This is a genomic window from Pontibacter deserti (genome assembly GCF_023630255.1).
GTDB lineage: Bacteria > Bacteroidota > Bacteroidia > Cytophagales > Hymenobacteraceae > Pontibacter > Pontibacter deserti.
The window spans coordinates 199,236-214,490 of record NZ_JALPRS010000002.1 but is presented as its reverse complement, the minus strand read 5'-3'; the positions used below and the strand labels follow the sequence as shown (position 1 = coordinate 214,490).

At 44.6% G+C, this 15,255-nt stretch carries 14 protein-coding genes and 1 riboswitch; of the genes, 9 read left to right on the top strand and 5 right to left on the bottom strand.

Annotated features, from left to right (window positions below; translation table 11 throughout):
* Nucleotides 1-33: 33 nt before the first annotated feature.
* Both ahcY and MJ612_RS12880 read right to left on the bottom strand, forming a co-directional pair.
* Complete coding sequence (gene ahcY / locus MJ612_RS12885) at nucleotides 34-1,341, bottom strand: adenosylhomocysteinase (RefSeq protein WP_187031548.1); 1,308 nt, start codon at nucleotides 1,339-1,341, stop codon at nucleotides 34-36.
* A 142-nt stretch (nucleotides 1,342-1,483) separates the two neighbouring features.
* Nucleotides 1,484-2,209: a DUF4397 domain-containing protein gene (locus MJ612_RS12880; protein ID WP_187031551.1), complete on the bottom strand. Its 726-nt coding sequence runs from the start codon at nucleotides 2,207-2,209 to the stop codon at nucleotides 1,484-1,486.
* 172 nt (nucleotides 2,210-2,381) lie between these two features.
* On the opposite strand from MJ612_RS12880, the gene MJ612_RS12875 reads away from it, so the two are divergent.
* The 4 genes from MJ612_RS12875 (at nucleotide 2,382) to MJ612_RS12860 (ending at nucleotide 6,278) form a co-directional block, all read left to right on the top strand.
* Nucleotides 2,382-3,563, top strand: a complete 1,182-nt coding sequence (locus MJ612_RS12875) for a THUMP-like domain-containing protein (protein ID WP_187031553.1) — start codon at nucleotides 2,382-2,384, stop codon at nucleotides 3,561-3,563.
* A 306-nt stretch (nucleotides 3,564-3,869) separates the two neighbouring features.
* Nucleotides 3,870-4,148 (top strand): hypothetical protein, encoded by a 279-nt coding sequence (locus tag MJ612_RS12870; RefSeq protein WP_187031555.1) that lies wholly within the window; start codon nucleotides 3,870-3,872, stop codon nucleotides 4,146-4,148.
* 96 nt (nucleotides 4,149-4,244) lie between these two features.
* Nucleotides 4,245-4,601, top strand: a complete 357-nt coding sequence (locus tag MJ612_RS12865; RefSeq protein ID WP_187031557.1) for a hypothetical protein — start codon at nucleotides 4,245-4,247, stop codon at nucleotides 4,599-4,601.
* 111 nt (nucleotides 4,602-4,712) lie between these two features.
* Nucleotides 4,713-6,278 (top strand): glycosyltransferase family 39 protein, encoded by a 1,566-nt coding sequence (locus MJ612_RS12860; RefSeq protein WP_187031559.1) that lies wholly within the window; start codon nucleotides 4,713-4,715, stop codon nucleotides 6,276-6,278.
* Between the two features lies 1 nt (nucleotide 6,279).
* Here the strand turns inward: MJ612_RS12860 and MJ612_RS12855 are convergent, their stop codons facing one another.
* Nucleotides 6,280-6,876: a DNA-3-methyladenine glycosylase gene (locus MJ612_RS12855; RefSeq protein ID WP_187031561.1), complete on the bottom strand. Its 597-nt coding sequence runs from the start codon at nucleotides 6,874-6,876 to the stop codon at nucleotides 6,280-6,282.
* 116 nt (nucleotides 6,877-6,992) lie between these two features.
* A riboswitch (cobalamin riboswitch) is annotated at nucleotides 6,993-7,193 on the top strand.
* A 103-nt stretch (nucleotides 7,194-7,296) separates the two neighbouring features.
* On the opposite strand from MJ612_RS12855, the gene MJ612_RS12850 reads away from it, so the two are divergent.
* Together MJ612_RS12850 and MJ612_RS12845 are read left to right on the top strand one after the other, a co-directional pair.
* A complete protein-coding gene (locus MJ612_RS12850; RefSeq protein WP_187031563.1) occupies nucleotides 7,297-9,210 on the top strand; it encodes a TonB-dependent receptor plug domain-containing protein in 1,914 nt (637 codons plus the stop codon).
* Nucleotides 9,211-9,228: 18 nt separating this feature from the next.
* On the top strand, nucleotides 9,229-10,317 hold the full coding sequence (locus MJ612_RS12845) for a YncE family protein (protein WP_187031565.1): 1,089 nt from the start codon (nucleotides 9,229-9,231) through the stop codon (nucleotides 10,315-10,317).
* 667 nt (nucleotides 10,318-10,984) lie between these two features.
* Here MJ612_RS12845 and MJ612_RS12840 read toward each other — a convergent pair.
* Nucleotides 10,985-11,272, bottom strand: coding sequence for a hypothetical protein (locus MJ612_RS12840; protein WP_187031567.1), 288 nt, complete (start codon nucleotides 11,270-11,272; stop codon nucleotides 10,985-10,987).
* A 139-nt stretch (nucleotides 11,273-11,411) separates the two neighbouring features.
* Between MJ612_RS12840 and MJ612_RS12835 the strand changes: the two genes are divergently transcribed.
* From MJ612_RS12835 to MJ612_RS12825, 3 genes are all read left to right on the top strand, one after another.
* Entirely contained in the window at nucleotides 11,412-11,585 is a 174-nt protein-coding gene (locus tag MJ612_RS12835) for a hypothetical protein (protein WP_187031569.1), read from the top strand.
* A gap of 54 nt (nucleotides 11,586-11,639) precedes the next feature.
* Nucleotides 11,640-11,867: a DUF2798 domain-containing protein gene (locus MJ612_RS12830; protein WP_187031571.1), complete on the top strand. Its 228-nt coding sequence runs from the start codon at nucleotides 11,640-11,642 to the stop codon at nucleotides 11,865-11,867.
* 110 nt (nucleotides 11,868-11,977) lie between these two features.
* Complete coding sequence (locus MJ612_RS12825; protein WP_187031573.1) at nucleotides 11,978-14,185, top strand: B12-binding domain-containing radical SAM protein; 2,208 nt, start codon at nucleotides 11,978-11,980, stop codon at nucleotides 14,183-14,185.
* Nucleotides 14,186-14,268: 83 nt separating this feature from the next.
* Here MJ612_RS12825 and MJ612_RS12820 read toward each other — a convergent pair whose 3' ends face one another.
* Nucleotides 14,269-15,138 carry a DUF6624 domain-containing protein gene (locus MJ612_RS12820; protein WP_250419181.1) on the bottom strand — a complete coding sequence of 290 codons (870 nt, stop codon included), beginning with the start codon at nucleotides 15,136-15,138 and terminating at the stop codon, nucleotides 14,269-14,271.
* Nucleotides 15,139-15,255: the final 117 nt, after the last annotated feature.

The following is a 15,255-nucleotide window of genomic DNA, read 5'->3' as shown; positions in this document are numbered from 1 at the left end:
AGGCTTTTATAATTTAGCATTTACTTCTTATACTTAGTATCTGTAGTACTCCGGCTTAAACGGTCCTTCTACCTCTACGCCAATATAAGCTGCCTGATCAGGAGAGAGTTCATCCAGCTCCACACCAATTTTACCAAGGTGCAGGCGGGCCACTTTCTCATCCAGGTGCTTAGGCAAAGTATAAACCTTGTTCTCGTAAGCCTCTGCATTTGTCCAAAGCTCCAGCTGCGCCAGTGTCTGGTTTGAGAATGAGTTAGACATTACAAAAGAAGGGTGGCCAGTAGCACAACCAAGGTTTACCAGGCGACCTTCCGCCAGGATAATGATGTCTTTACCTTCGATGTTATACAGGTCTACCTGTGGTTTGATTTCGTCTTTCGTGTGGCCATAGTTGCTGTTTAACCAAGCCATATCTATTTCGTTGTCGAAGTGGCCGATGTTACAAACTATAGCTTTATCCTTCATAGAACGGAAATGCTCCGCTGTAATGATGTCTTTGTTACCGGTAGCTGTAACTACAATGTCAGCTTCTTTAACAGCATCAGCCATTTTCTTAACAGCAAAACCATCCATAGCAGCCTGCAGTGCGCAGATCGGGTCTATTTCAGTAACTATAACACGGGCACCAGCACCTCTTAATGAAGCCGCAGAACCTTTACCAACATCACCGTAACCAGCAACAACAGCTACTTTACCAGCCATCATCACATCAGTAGCACGACGAATCGCATCTACCAATGATTCTTTACAGCCATACTTGTTATCGAACTTAGATTTGGTAACAGAGTCGTTTACGTTGATGGCAGGCATCGGAAGTGTACCGTTCTTAACACGCTCGTACAGGCGGTGCACACCAGTAGTAGTTTCTTCAGAAAGGCCTTTAATAGCAGGGGCAAGTTCAGGATATTTATCAAGAACCATGTTAGTCAGGTCACCACCATCATCCAGGATCATGTTCAATGGCTTACGGTCTTCACCGAAGAACAACGTCTGCTCAATGCACCAGTCAAACTCTTCAGCTGTCATACCTTTCCAAGCATAAACAGAGATACCGGCAGCAGCAATAGCGGCGGCAGCGTGGTCCTGCGTAGAGAAGATGTTGCATGATGACCAGGTAACTTCAGCACCCAATTCAACCAGCGTTTCAATCAAAACAGCCGTCTGGATTGTCATGTGAAGGCAGCCTGCGATACGTGCACCGGCAAGTGGCTTGCTCGGGCCATACTCCTCACGAATTGCCATCAGGCCAGGCATTTCAGCTTCAGCCAGTTTTATCTCTTTGCGGCCCCATGCAGCCAGCGAAATATCTTTTACTTTGTACTTCAGGAATGTATCTACCATCTTTAATATTTTTTCAGTTGAAAACTCAAAATTACGGATTTTGTTACGCAAGTTCAACAATTAGTTCAACAACAGTCAATAGCAAATAAAAACAGCGCCTGCCTATGTGCAAACGCTGTTTTATAAGAAGCTAAGCATATACTTATTCAGTTTCGTGCTCTATTATTTCAACGCTTAGTGCATTGGTATTGCCTTCCGGGGTAGTTACAAAACCAGTGGCAATAATTGTATAGATACTGCCATTTTGTAATTGAATTCCTTCTAATCCATCCAATGGCACTACTGTTCCATCCTCCAGGCGCACTTCCAGGTCATAAGAACCAGCTAGCACAGGCTGGAACGCTGAAGGAACCCCGTAGCGCTGTGCATCAAATAATACAGCTTCGCTAGCTTCGTCTGTAACATTAACTATATCAACTGTCGGGGCATCAGGCGATAAATGTATAAAGCGAACTTTTGCATTACCTGAGGCAGGTGCAGTAAGGTCATCAGTAATTACAAGAGCTGACAGATCGGTATCATCATCTTCTGCTGCAGTACCATAAGCAAAAACAGAATAGCTCTGGTCTCTTACAGCATTAAGATTACCCTGGATAACAGTAGTATTTGAACCAGCAAGATTTACTTTAATATTTCTGGAACCCGCATCAACTGTTAAGTATCCTGTATTATCAGGGTAAGTCAGAGCCGATGTATTTACTTTTTCATCATCTATCAATAAGTCTACTCCGGGAGCATCAGGAGAAGCGTGAACCACCATTATTCTGGCTTCTTCCTGTACAATAACATCATCATCGTCTTCGTCGCAGCTTACCAACATTACAGCCGGCAGCATTGCCAGCATCATTAATCGTGTCCATTTCTTCATAGCTTTCTGATTTTAGGTTTATAAACGTTATTTTTAATACAACTTGCCAGGCTATAAATTGTTTAACATCAAACTGTTACAACCACAACAACCTTAGTATAACATTGCTTAATAAATAATGCATTACTTTTGCCATACAGCCTGAATATAACGACTGGCCCACTACTGCAGTATGCGTATTTATAAAGAAGCTGAGAAAGATTTTATTCTAGAACACCTGCACGAGCAGCTGGCAACGCTTATGTTACAGGCGCGCCGTTACCCGGATTTGCCTGTAGCGGAACTGGTACAGCAGATACAGGCACGCCAGAAAGCAATGTCAAAACTTCCGGTCTGGGCTGCTGACCCTGAACTCATTTTTCCTGCAAACATTTCTGTAGAACAAAGCTCATCCGAAGCAACGGCAGCGTTTAAAGCATCTCTGGTAACAGGTAAATTACTTGTAGACCTGACGGGCGGCTTTGGTGCAGATAGCTTTTACTTCTCTAAGAGTTTTGAGCAGGTGATACACGTGGAACAGAACCAGGAGCTGTCTGAGATTGCAAACTATAACTTCGGGATACTTGGGGCATCTAACATCCAAACTATAGCTACTACAGCTAACCAATTTTTAGAGGGCTTTACCGGCTATGCCGATGTTTTATACTTAGATCCTGCCCGCCGCGGCGACCGCTCTGAGAAACTGCACCTGCTGCAAGACTGCGAACCAGATATACTGAACCTGTTGCCTGTTCTGTTTCAGAAAGCTGATAAAGTATTATTGAAAGCGTCGCCGATGCTGGATATTGACCTGGCCATTTCGCAGCTGAGGAAAGTTGTTAAAGTATGGGTGGTAGCTGTGCAGAACGAGTGTAAGGAAGTTTTATACTTGCTGCAACAGAACCCGGCAGTACAACCAGAACTTGAAGCTGTAAACATCAAAGCAGACGGTAGCATCAGCACATTTGTTTTTACCGGGGATCAGGAGCAAAAAGCAACTCCCCCTTATTCAGACCCGCTGACGTATGTGTATGAACCTAATGCAGCCATACTTAAAGCAGGCGCCTATAAAAGCATTACGCAGCAATTCCCGGTTTATAAACTGCACCCTAATAGCCATCTTTATACTTCCGATACGTTACTACCTGATTTCCCCGGGCGTGTATTTAAATGCACAGGCACAAGCCGCTATAATAAAAAAGAGTTACTGGCCCGATTACCACGAAAGCAGGCTAATATCACCATTCGTAATTTCCCTGAATCGGTAGCCAGCATCCGTAAGAAAACAGGAATCAGAGAAGGAGGAAATCTATACTTGTTCTTTACAACAGATATGCACCAAAAGCCTATCGTGTTGTTTTGCGAGAAAGTATAGCTTCTGTTATAAATTATTTTTTAGCCCTGAAACAGGAGTTATAATAGCTGGACCTCTCCGTTTTGTACTGTTCAAATTTTAGTATCAGCTTACATAAAGCAACCTAATAAACGTCTATGTACCAATTACATACATCTTCTGTTATACCTTTATAGCACTATATCTTCATTCGAAATAATATATTGCTTTAGTACCATTCGCGGCTATTGGTTTATACTTGTAAAACATTAACTGCTTGCAATTTGCGTCGTAAAATAAACATGTAGTCCCGGAGAGGGCGCTATGTTTAACTAAACTTTGAAAGCTATGAAACGCAATAATTCGAGCAATCAGTCTCAAAACAATTCAGGTAATAACCGTAATATGAGTTCTTCTTCTAATATGAGTTCTTCTTCACAAGGCTCATCTTCGAGCAGAACTTCTAATATGAACAGTAGCAGCGGCTCAAAAAGCAGCTCAGGCCAGGGCCGTGGTTGGCACGGTGATCCTCAGGGTCATGCCAAAGCAGGTAGCCAGAGCCACAAAAACAGCAATAACTCATCTTCATCTGGTTCAGGATCATCAAACAGATCTGGTAACCGATAAGTAAATATGAATCATAAATGATATAAATGGCTTCAGATTCTTCTGAAGCCATTTATACTTTAAAGTTAAGTATAAGCTCTAATAAAATTTAAAGCCATGAAAAACAATCAGAATAAAAATAATCCGCAAAATCAACATCACCATTCAGCAAGTAAGCCTGAGAAATCTTTTGAAGCAGGTAAACATGGCGGACAAAAATCGCCACAAATAACTAACCAGGGTACAAATAACCCGAACTCGCTTGGCGATTCAAAATCACGGGTAAGCAACCAGAACAAGCCAACTCAGGGTGCAGGACAGGGGAGCAGAACTGAAACCGACCAGAGTGGCCAGAAAGATATCTCGAACAGTTTAAAACGAGATGCAGCAGGCAACAGGGGCGCAAACGACTATACCCCAATGAACCAAACAGATAATGAACTTGGTACTGAAAAGCGCAGAAACAATAAATAAAAGCAACCTGATATAGAAAAGCAGCTGTGATTTATACCACAGCTGCTTTTTTTGTGGCTATAGTTCTGATTTATAGTTTATATTTAACTTTAACTATACTTACAGAACCTTATGCGCCCAACAAGCAGCAATCCCCTACTTCACATAGCCATACTTATAGGTATTGTACTCCTGAAGTTTGTGCTGCAATACATGCTGGTAGATGCTGCTTACGACCTGCACCGCGACGAATACCTGCACCTGGACCAGGCCAATCATTTAGCAGCAGGTTATGTATCAGTGCCGCCATTTACAGCTTTTGTAGCCTGGGTTATACAAGCTTTAGGGAACAGTTATTTCTGGGTACGCTTCTTCCCTGCTTTGTTCGGGGCGCTAACTATAGTTACCGTCTGGTTTATAGTAGATGAACTGAAAGGCGGACTTTATGCGAAAATTCTGGGTGCTACAGCTATACTTTTATCGGCTATGCTGCGCATTAATATGCTTTTTCAGCCCAACTCCTTCGATGTACTTTGCTGGACGTTGACCTTTTATTTTTTTATCCGTTTCGTAAACTCGCAGCAAAACAAATGGCTTTACTGTTTGGGGGTAGTTATCGGTTTTGGTTTCCTGAACAAGTATACCATCCTGTTTCTGGTAGCAGGTCTGGCAATTGCCTTACTGGTTTCGCCGTACCGGAAGGTTTTTACACAACCCGCATTATATAAAGCAGCACTTATCGCACTACTTATTGCCTCCCCTAACATTATATGGCAGGTGCAGCACAACTTTCCGGTAATAGCGCATATGCAGGAACTGAAAGCTACCCAGCTGGTAAATGTAAAACCCTCTGATTTCCTGAAAGACCAGTTCATTTTCTTTATCGGGTCTGTTTTCCTGCTTATTGGGGCATTGGTGGCTTTCGTAGTTTACAAGCCTTTCCGGCCTTACCGGTTTGTTGGCTGGTGCTATGTGTTGGTGCTGCTCTTATTTCTGTTGTTTAAGGCAAAAAGTTATTATGCGATTGGCTTGTACCCGGTGTTGCTGGCCTTTGGTAGTGTGTACTGGGAGCGGCTTTTTAACAGTGGGTGGAGGCGCTACACCATGCCGTTGTGGGTGGTAGCAAGTATAGCCATATTTATCCCAATCATGTCGGTAGCGTTTCCGGTACTAAGCCCCGGCCAGATACAGGCAAAGGCAGAAAAGTTTAAAGACCTGAACCTGCTGAAGTGGGAAGACGGCAAAGATCATCTCCTGCCCCAGGACTTCGCAGACATGCAGGGCTGGAAAGAACTATCAGGCATTACAAAAGCAGCTTACCAACTTATACCTGAAACTGAGAAAGCTAAAACACTTATACTTTGCGATAACTATGGCCAGGCCGGGGCCATTAATTTTTACGGGAATAAAACCCTGCCTTCGGCTGTATCTTACAATGCTGACTATATTTACTGGTTCCCTGACCTTACGCAGATCAAACACATTATACTTGTGAAAGGAGCTAGCGAAGCACCTTTACAGGAATCAGAAAAACAGTACATCGGAAGTATAAAAAAGATAGGAAGTATCAGAAATGTGTACGCTCGCGAGGTGGGCACTACAGTATACTTGCTGACCGGCATACATCCTACCCTAAAAAAAGCACTATACCACAGGCTGGCTGTTATGCAAAGCAAACCCTTCCCCGTTTCAGATTAAGCTATTTTTTGCTGACCCATTTGCTGTTTTTCACATAAAAGCGCCAGGGCAGCAGGGCATCGTCGCCGGCGTAATCTATACCTATTCGTGGCACGGCTATTATACTTTCTTCAGGTATGGTAATGCCTTTGTCTTCAACCCAGATAGTATTTCCGGTTAAATCTTCGCCGTAATGTTTGCGGTTAATGCCCAACGCTATACTTAACACACCCGGCCCGGCAGTTAGATTAGGTTTTATAAGCGGCATGTTCCGGCGAAGCAGCATTTCTTCTGTACCTATCTCTGGTTCTATGGCTCTTACCAGCACGGCATCGGCTTTACCTTCTGTATTTGTAATGATGTTAAACAGGTTATAGATGCCATATACCAGGTACACATAAGCTACGCCGCCTTCGTGGTACATAATTTCGGTGCGGGCTGTGCGGCGGTTCATATGGGCATGGCAGGCGCGGTCATTTTCCCCGGAGTAAGCTTCCGTTTCCACGATCATTCCGCCAGTAAGCATACCATCCACAGAAGTATAAATATACTTTCCCAACAGCTCCTGCGCTATCTGCACTACATTTGGCCGGGTATAAAAGTCCTTAGTTAGCTTCAATGTCGTTATTCGTTGCTCGTTAATCGTTGTTCGGGATACGCTGACGATGTTTTATAGTTTATCAGTACACTACAGCAAAATAAAATCACCAATTCATAATTCTTAATTCATAATTCGTAATTTTACTCTTGATTGGTGGCTGTAACTATAACCTGTAGTTTCGGCCTTAAAAGGGAAACAGGTGTAATACCTGTGCTGTTCCCGCAACTGTAATCTTCATTAAAGGGGTTAGCCCAATACCAACGCCACTGTACATTGTATGGGAAGGCGGGCTAGCTGAAGAGAGCCAGGAGACCTGCCAGTCCGGACAATTTTTGTCGTATGCTTTCGGGTAAAAAGCTGCACAGTTTCTGCCACTTCTGGCTTTTGCTGCACACGTTTTCTGCCCTACTGCATGCTTCGGGATAAAAGCATTTAAACGTGGTTAACCGTATTCTACATTTTATACTTCTTGCTAGCCTGGCTATAGCTGTACTTCCGGTTGCAGCCCAGCAGGATACTTCGCAGTACCAGCTGCAAAGTGTAGAAGTATTTGGCAAACCCGCCGAGGTGTTCGCGGTGGGCAGCCACGTTACCACCCTCGACAGCACGTACCTGCAAACCTACCATAGCAGCTCGCTTGCAGATGCTCTGCAGGCCCGTACGCCGGTATACTTTAAAAGCTATGGTGTTAGCGGTCTATCAAGTGTGACGTTTCGTGGTACCAATGCATCCCAAACAGCAGTACTCTGGAATGGGCTAAACATTGGCTTACCAACACTTGGGCAATCCGACTTCTCTACACTCCCGCTTAGTGGGCTCGGCGATGTTGCTGTACAGGCTGGTTCGGCAGGTGCAAACTATGGAAGCGGTGCTATAGGGGGAGCCGTGCTGTTGAGTTCACCCAACTATAAACAGAAAGGTTTAGGGATTGATTTACAGCAGGAGGCAGGGAGCTTTGGCCGTTACTTTAGCAATGGCAGCCTTAGCTTTGGCAGTGATAAATTGCAGATTGGCATCGGGCCGTATTACAGAAAAGCAGAAAACGCGTTTAAGTATAAAGACTTATCTCACTTTAAAACTCCTGAGCGCACAGAACAATATGCTGCACAGCAGCAGTATGGCATTACACAAGACTTAACCTGGCAGGTATCACCTAATACCAAAATAGGCCTGCACAGCTGGTATACTTTCGCTGATCGGGAGCTTCAGCCTGCAATGGGCTCGGCAGCTAATAATGCGGAACAACTAGATAAAAACCTGCGCCTGATGACTGAACTCAACCACCAGGGCAACTGGGGAACAACAGATGTAAAGCTGGCTTACTTTAAAGATTTCCTGAAGTACACAGATAATTCTCAAAACTCGCTAGCTAATGTACAGACCTACCAGTTACAGGCCGAGCAAACATATACTAAAGGTGCCAACTGGAGCCTGCGCGGTGGCGTTAATCTGCAGCACTTTATAGCTGAGAACGACGGATATGCAGACACTCAGCAAGAAAACAGAGCATCTGTATTCGCACTCTTCCGCTACGATCCTACAGAAACACTGGACCTTAGTCTGAACCTGCGCCAGGCTTTTGCAGAAGACTATAACCCTGCTCCTACTCCTGCTCTCGGCTTTAACTGGAAATTTTACCACTACAACCAACATCATCTATACCTGAAAGGAAATGTATCAGGCAGCTACCGTGTACCTACTTTAAACGACCGTTTTTGGGTTGGAGCAGGAAATCCTGATTTAAAACCTGAACAAGGCTGGAGCGAAGAAGCTGGGCTGCGCTATCTTTTTATACTTGGCAACACCTTGCTGCTCGAAACCGAAGCAACTGCTTACCACATGCTAATAGACGACTGGATACAGTGGACTGAAGGTGAAACAAACCAGTGGCGCCCGGTAAACCTGCAAAAGGTACGAGTAATGGGCCTAGAATTCAGCCAACACCTGACAGCTACCTTAGGAGATGTTAAACTTACTGGCTCGGCTGGCTATACTTATACTTCATCAGAACAGGTAGAAGTATACGAGGGTGCCGGTGACAAAAATAAACAGCTCATGTATGTGCCCAGGCATAAAGCAGTACTGGCAACCGGCATCAGCTACAAAAATTGGACTCTGCACAGCGACCTGAACTATACCGGGCTGCGCTACACCAGCAACTCCGAAACCAGCAGCCTAGATGGCTTTATACTTGTAAATGCAGCTTTAAGCAAACAACTGCTGCTTGGGCAAAACAGGCTTATACTTACTCTGCGCTCCGATAACATTACCAATAAAGTTTACCAGACTATGGCTTACAGGGCAATGCCGCTCCGTAGCTATACTTTCAGCTTACGAATGCTAATACCTTAACTATATTAAAACTATAAAATGAAACGTAATAACCTGTTTCGTAGCTTTTACATGGCTGCGGTACTCTTTACCAGCTCTTTTGCTTTTACCAGTTGCGAAAGCTCTGAAGAAACAACTCCGGTTGCCACTACCGGCAAAGGAGTTTATATTCTGAACGAAGGAAACTTTGGTACCCCCAATGGCTCAGTATCTTATTATGATAAAGATACAAAGCAGGTAACGCATAACTTATTCAGCAGGAACAACGAAGACCGACCTCTCGGAGATGTGGTACAATCAATGGCAATGTATGGCGATCGTGCCTTTATAGTTGTTAATAATAGTAATAAGATAGAGGTTGTTCATCCTGAAACATTTAAGTCGGTGGGAGTGGTGCAGGACCTTAAATCTCCACGTTATTTTGTTTTCCAGCATAACGGCAGAGGCTATGTAACTGAATGGGTAAACTATGGTGAACGCGGGCAGGTTTCAGTTATCGACTTGAACACATACACGGTTACTGGTACTATCCCGGTAGGGTACATGCCCGAGCAAATGCTGCTGTCTAATGGCAAACTATATGTAGCCAATAGCGGCGATAATACAATTTCCATTATCAACACAGCTACAAATATTGTCGAAAACACGTTCCAGGTATCTGATGGCCCAAGTGAGCTGGTTCAGGACAAAGACCACCACATTTGGATTTTAAGTGCCGGAAAGGTTGTTTACAACGATGACTGGTCGGCGATAGATTATACTAAAACCACACCTGGCGCACTAATTAAATTTAACACGATCAGTAATGGTATAGCAGCAACTTATACCTTGCCAAGCAACCAGAGCATTCCTAAAAACCTGACCATCAACGACACTAAAGACAAGCTGTATTACAACTACCAGGGCAAAACCTACGCACAACCGGTTGCTGCAACAGGGTTAAGCTCAGAAGTTGTAATTAACCGCAGCTTTTATGGCATGGAAGCCGATCACAGAACCGGCAACATTTACGGCTCTGACAACAACAACTTCAGCGGCGATGGCACAGTGTTTATATACAATGATGAAGGTGTGAAGCTACATGAATTTAAAGCCGGCATCGGCCCGAACTCATTCGTTTTTAATTAAGTGTAACATTGGTTGGTTAAAAGCTGCTCCTGTAACGGGAGTGGCTTTTTTTGTTTTTATGATTGTTGGTTATACCATTATCACTTTGTAGATGGGTTTACTTATAAGTGAGGCTTTTGCAACTGCTTTTGTTTGATTTATCGTTCTATAGTTTCCGTGGTCCAACCACCCCTTTATCCCCTCCTTATCTAAAGAGGGGAGCTTTTCAGCCTTTACTAAAGTTAGCATTACAGTTTTATAGTTAAAGATATTGGACGGACAGGTTTCGACCTGTCCCTTTGGAAATACAACCAAAAGAAAAGCTATACAACCATAGTAGCTCTTCTAACTATAGCCTAGCTATCGAAACGATCTCAGTCTTTGGGTTGAGCGCCTTGTAAATATCTGGTGCCGAAAGGCATTGAGAGGCACGAGCAAAAGAGATTTGCACCGCGCAATGCCCGAAGACGAGGCCCCGCGGCCGTGAGCGCACCAAGGCTGGAAATGAAACTATAGGCAAGTAAAGCTCCCAGGATTGGTGGTAGCTATAGAAGTATGGCTTATTTCAAGTTGGAGAAAGCCTCAACTATAGAACCCAGATTTCTCCCGCTGGTCGAAATGACATTATAAAAAAGGAAGTATAGTTTACCCTATACTTCCTGCTTAAACATACTAATTCCTATTACCTCTAATTATCCTTGTTATCAACCTCATCCCGTTCAACACCACCTTTTTTACCAGTGCCTTCGTGTACTGCACCTTCGGCATCTTCGTAGTGGCGCTCCATGTTGGCAGTATCGCTATCGGTAGGATGATCTTCGGAAGTATAACCGTCATTCATTGATCCCTCTTCATCAATATCACCACGTTCTGTGTTTGTTTCGCCTGGGTCGGTGCCGGTGTTGCAGCTTGTTATTGTTAATGCTCCTGTAAACAGAGTTGCCAGCATAAAGGCTTTTATTGGCTTCGTATTCATATTGCTCAAAATCAGATTAAACATAAACCCACCAATTCCGGCAGGTACATACATTTACGACCACACGCAGTTTATAGTTAAAAGTAACACCACAAGCTTCTGAAACCCGTATTACCTATCACGACAACAAACTATAGCTATGAAACTGAACAAACCCGTAGACCCAAGCAAAGAGACCAGTAAAGACGATTCATCTGATATCCAGAAAGTAAAACAGCAGAAAGCTTCTGCTCCGCCACAGCCAAAAGCAAGCACAAACAAAGGCAGCAGCCAGCAGCGCGAAGACGAAGAAGCACAAAAAGGCCACTCATAAGTTGCTGAACTATAGTTGCCGGTTGTACCTTTGCAGCTGTAGTTTAACTTATTAATGAAGAAGGCGCTTATTTCTACAAAACTCCGGAACAAACTGCTGGTTATCCTGATCATCAGCCTGTTGCTGGCATCTGCCATGGAACTGTATACCTTTGGTATCCCTTCTGATTTCCTGCTGCGCTGGTTCCGCTCCTTTTTTGTTTTCTTTTTTATGATCTCGGTAACGGTGCTGGGCATTGTGCCTGCCATTAACTATGCGGTAAACAAAGCTGCCGGACGCTAACCTCTCCTTTTATATTTTCTGAACCCACAGCTACCTGTAGCTGTTGCAGAAGCACTGTGCCATAAAATCTGTACTTTTGCAGTGCAGGTTTATACTTTAACTTTTATACTTTGGAAACTTCGCCAACCATACTGCTTATTACCCCGCCGCTTACCCAGCTCAATACGCCTTACCCGGCCACAGCCTATTTAACTGGCTTCCTAAAAGGGCAAGGCTACAACGTAGCGCAAGCTGATTTAGGGATTGAGCTGGTACTGCGCATGTTTTCCAGAGATGGCCTGAAAAAAATATTTGCAGCCATAGAAGCCGGTGATTATGAACTCTCGGATAACAGTTTCCGGATTCTGAAGCTGAAGCGCGAGTACCTGAATACCATTGAGCCGGTTATCCGCTTTCTGCAGAACAAAGACCTGACTATAGCCCAGCAGATCAGTTTCAGTCGCTACTTACCCGAAGCTTCGCGTTTCGACCAGGTAGAAGATCTGGAGTGGGCTTTCGGAAGTATGGGCATTACTGACAGGGCACGTTACCTGGCAACTTTATACTTAGAAGACCTCGGCGACCTAATAAAAGAAACTGTTTGCCCATACTTTGCTTTCAGCCGTTACGCCGAAAAACTGGCCTTGTCTGCTACGTCATTTGATCCACTGGAAGAAGAACTGCAGCAGGAACCGAACCTGGTAGACCAGTTTTTACTGGAGATACTGGAGGAGCATTTACAGAAAGTACAGCCAACTATAGTTGGTTTCTCTATTCCTTTTCCAGGCAATTTGTACGGTGGCCTGAGACTGGCGCAATACATCAAAGCGAAATACCCAACTATAAAAACGGCTATGGGTGGCGGCTATCCGAACACCGAGCTCCGCAGCCTGCGTGAACCACGTCTATTTAAGTACATTGATTTTGTAACGCTGGATGATGGCGAAGGCCCGTGGCTGAAACTACTGGAATACCTGCAAGGCAAACGCGAAGCAGCCAATCTGCAACGCACCTTTATGCTCCAAGATGGGCAGGTAACCTACATCAACAACTGCACTGACCCAGATGTGCCGCACACAGAAGTAGGTACACCAGACTATAATGGACTTCCGATAAAAGATTATTTGTCGGTGATTGATGTGGTAAACCCGATGCACCGATTGTGGAGTGATGGCCGCTGGAATAAACTGACCGTAGCCCACGGCTGCTACTGGAAACGCTGCTCCTTCTGCGACATCACTTTAGATTATATCCGCCGCTACGATGTGGCTCCTGCTACGTTGCTGGTTGACAGAATTGAACAGATCATCGCCCAGACGGGCCAGACCGGTTTCCATTTTGTAGACGAAGCCGCGCCTCCTGCCCCGCTCCGCGACATGGCTATAGAACTGCTGCGACGTGGTGTGAAAATAAGCTGGTGGGGAAATATCCGTTTCGAGAAAACTTTTACGCCAGACCTGTGCCGTTTGCTGGCTGCATCGGGTTGTATTGCCGTTTCGGGTGGTTTGGAAGTAGCTTCGGACAGATTACTTGCCCTGATGGAGAAAGGCGTAACTATAGCCCAGGTTGCCCGCGTTACCGACAGCTTTACCCAGGCCGGTATTATGGTGCACGCCTATTTAATGTATGGCTTCCCGACGGAAACTACTCAGGAAACGATAGACTCGCTGGAAGTAGTGCGCCAGCTTTTTGAGAACAACGTGATACAGTCCGGTTACTGGCACCGCTTCAGTATGACTGCCCACAGCCCGATCGGGAAGAACCCGGAAAAGTATGGCGTAGTAAAAGTGGGCCCGCCGGAAGGCGATTTTGCTAACAACGACCTATGGCACGACGACCCAAAAGGTACTGACCACGCCCTGTTCAGTGCCGGCTTAGCGAAAGCGCTTTATAACTATATGCATGGTGTAGCCTTGGATGAACCGTTATCTTTCTGGTTCGATTTTAAAACGCCGCGCACAACTATAAAACCAGACCTGATCAGCTCAGCCATCGCACAACCGCACCGCCCGGACAGCACCCGCATGAATGCGCGTGTACTTTGGCTAGGTAATATGCCTGAAATCGATTTTACAATGGTTGCCAAGAAAGGGCAAACTATAGAGCGTTGCGAGTTAACGTTCTACGAAAAAGGTGAAGACTTCCAGGTTAAGACCACGGCAACTATAGGCCAGTGGCTGTTCGATACCATAGAAAAAGTATCACTGGAAAGTGAGGAGGCCTATACATTGAAGCAACTGCAAGAAAGTTATCCGGCTGATGCGCACCTTACTTTTGATGAGTTCCTAGCTTCACCAACCTGGTTTGACCTGCGCGAAAAAGGGCTACTGTTGCTGTAGCCCTTCCCGTTTATACTTTCAGATCTATACTTATTGTTTGGTTTTGTCAGCAGTGGGTGGTGTATATTCCACACCAAAGCGTTTCAGGTAATTTGCGATAGGTTCCATGCCCATTTCTGCGCGGCGCTTATCCAGGTTGGCTTCGTCTTCTCTTTATATAGCTCCCACTTTTTAGTAGTTTCGTTCATCTGTAGTTGGCTACCGTATAGTTGCGGCAACCCTTTGTTCATGCGTACACGGTCTTCCATCAGAGCCAAACTACCTTTTAATGCCTCTCCTTTTTGAGCAGCCTCACGCAGCATCGGCAGGTATTTTTCCATAACTGACTTTTCAGAGTGTTGAATAACCAGGAAAGCAGCCATACTTGCTTGTGGCCCAACCATACTTTTGCCCGGCCAACCATGCTTCTCAAGTATAGCCACTACTTCTATGGTGTTTAAGCTATCCTGCGCAGCCATCTTCTTCCACAGTTCCTTCATCTCCGGCGACTCCATCCCAAACCGGTTCTGCACTGAGTCGATCATACCACGGTAATACTGGTCAGTTTCGTAAATTCTTTCTAATTGCGCCTTTAGTGGTTTGTTATAGTTAGCCTCCTCCTTATCCAGCTTTGCCTGTAGTTTGTGAACAAGTGGATTCCAGCGTTTGTCAGCGTGCAGGCTGTTTAAATCAGAATCCTTTTTAAGATGGCTGATGTTGTACCAACCCTTTTCAATTGATTTACTAAGATGGGCAAAAGCTTTGTCTTTATTACCGGCAAGTGCCCATGAGCAGGCGGCGTTGTAATGATCGGTGCTGGACCCTTTACCACCTTTCAGAATTTTATCATACATTTCTGCAGATGCTTTATACTCTTTGGCTTCATACTTAGCGAAAGCTTCAGCAGGAGTTTGTGCTTTAGCCATCAAACTCAGGCAAAGCAGCATCACGAGACAGCAAAGTAACTTCTTCATAGTTTTATAGTTAGGTTTATATAAATCTATTGAAATCTATAGTGAAGCGGAAGAACTTTAACATACTTTAACACTTCTACAGCTTATAATGAAGAGAGCAATTAACATCAACTATTA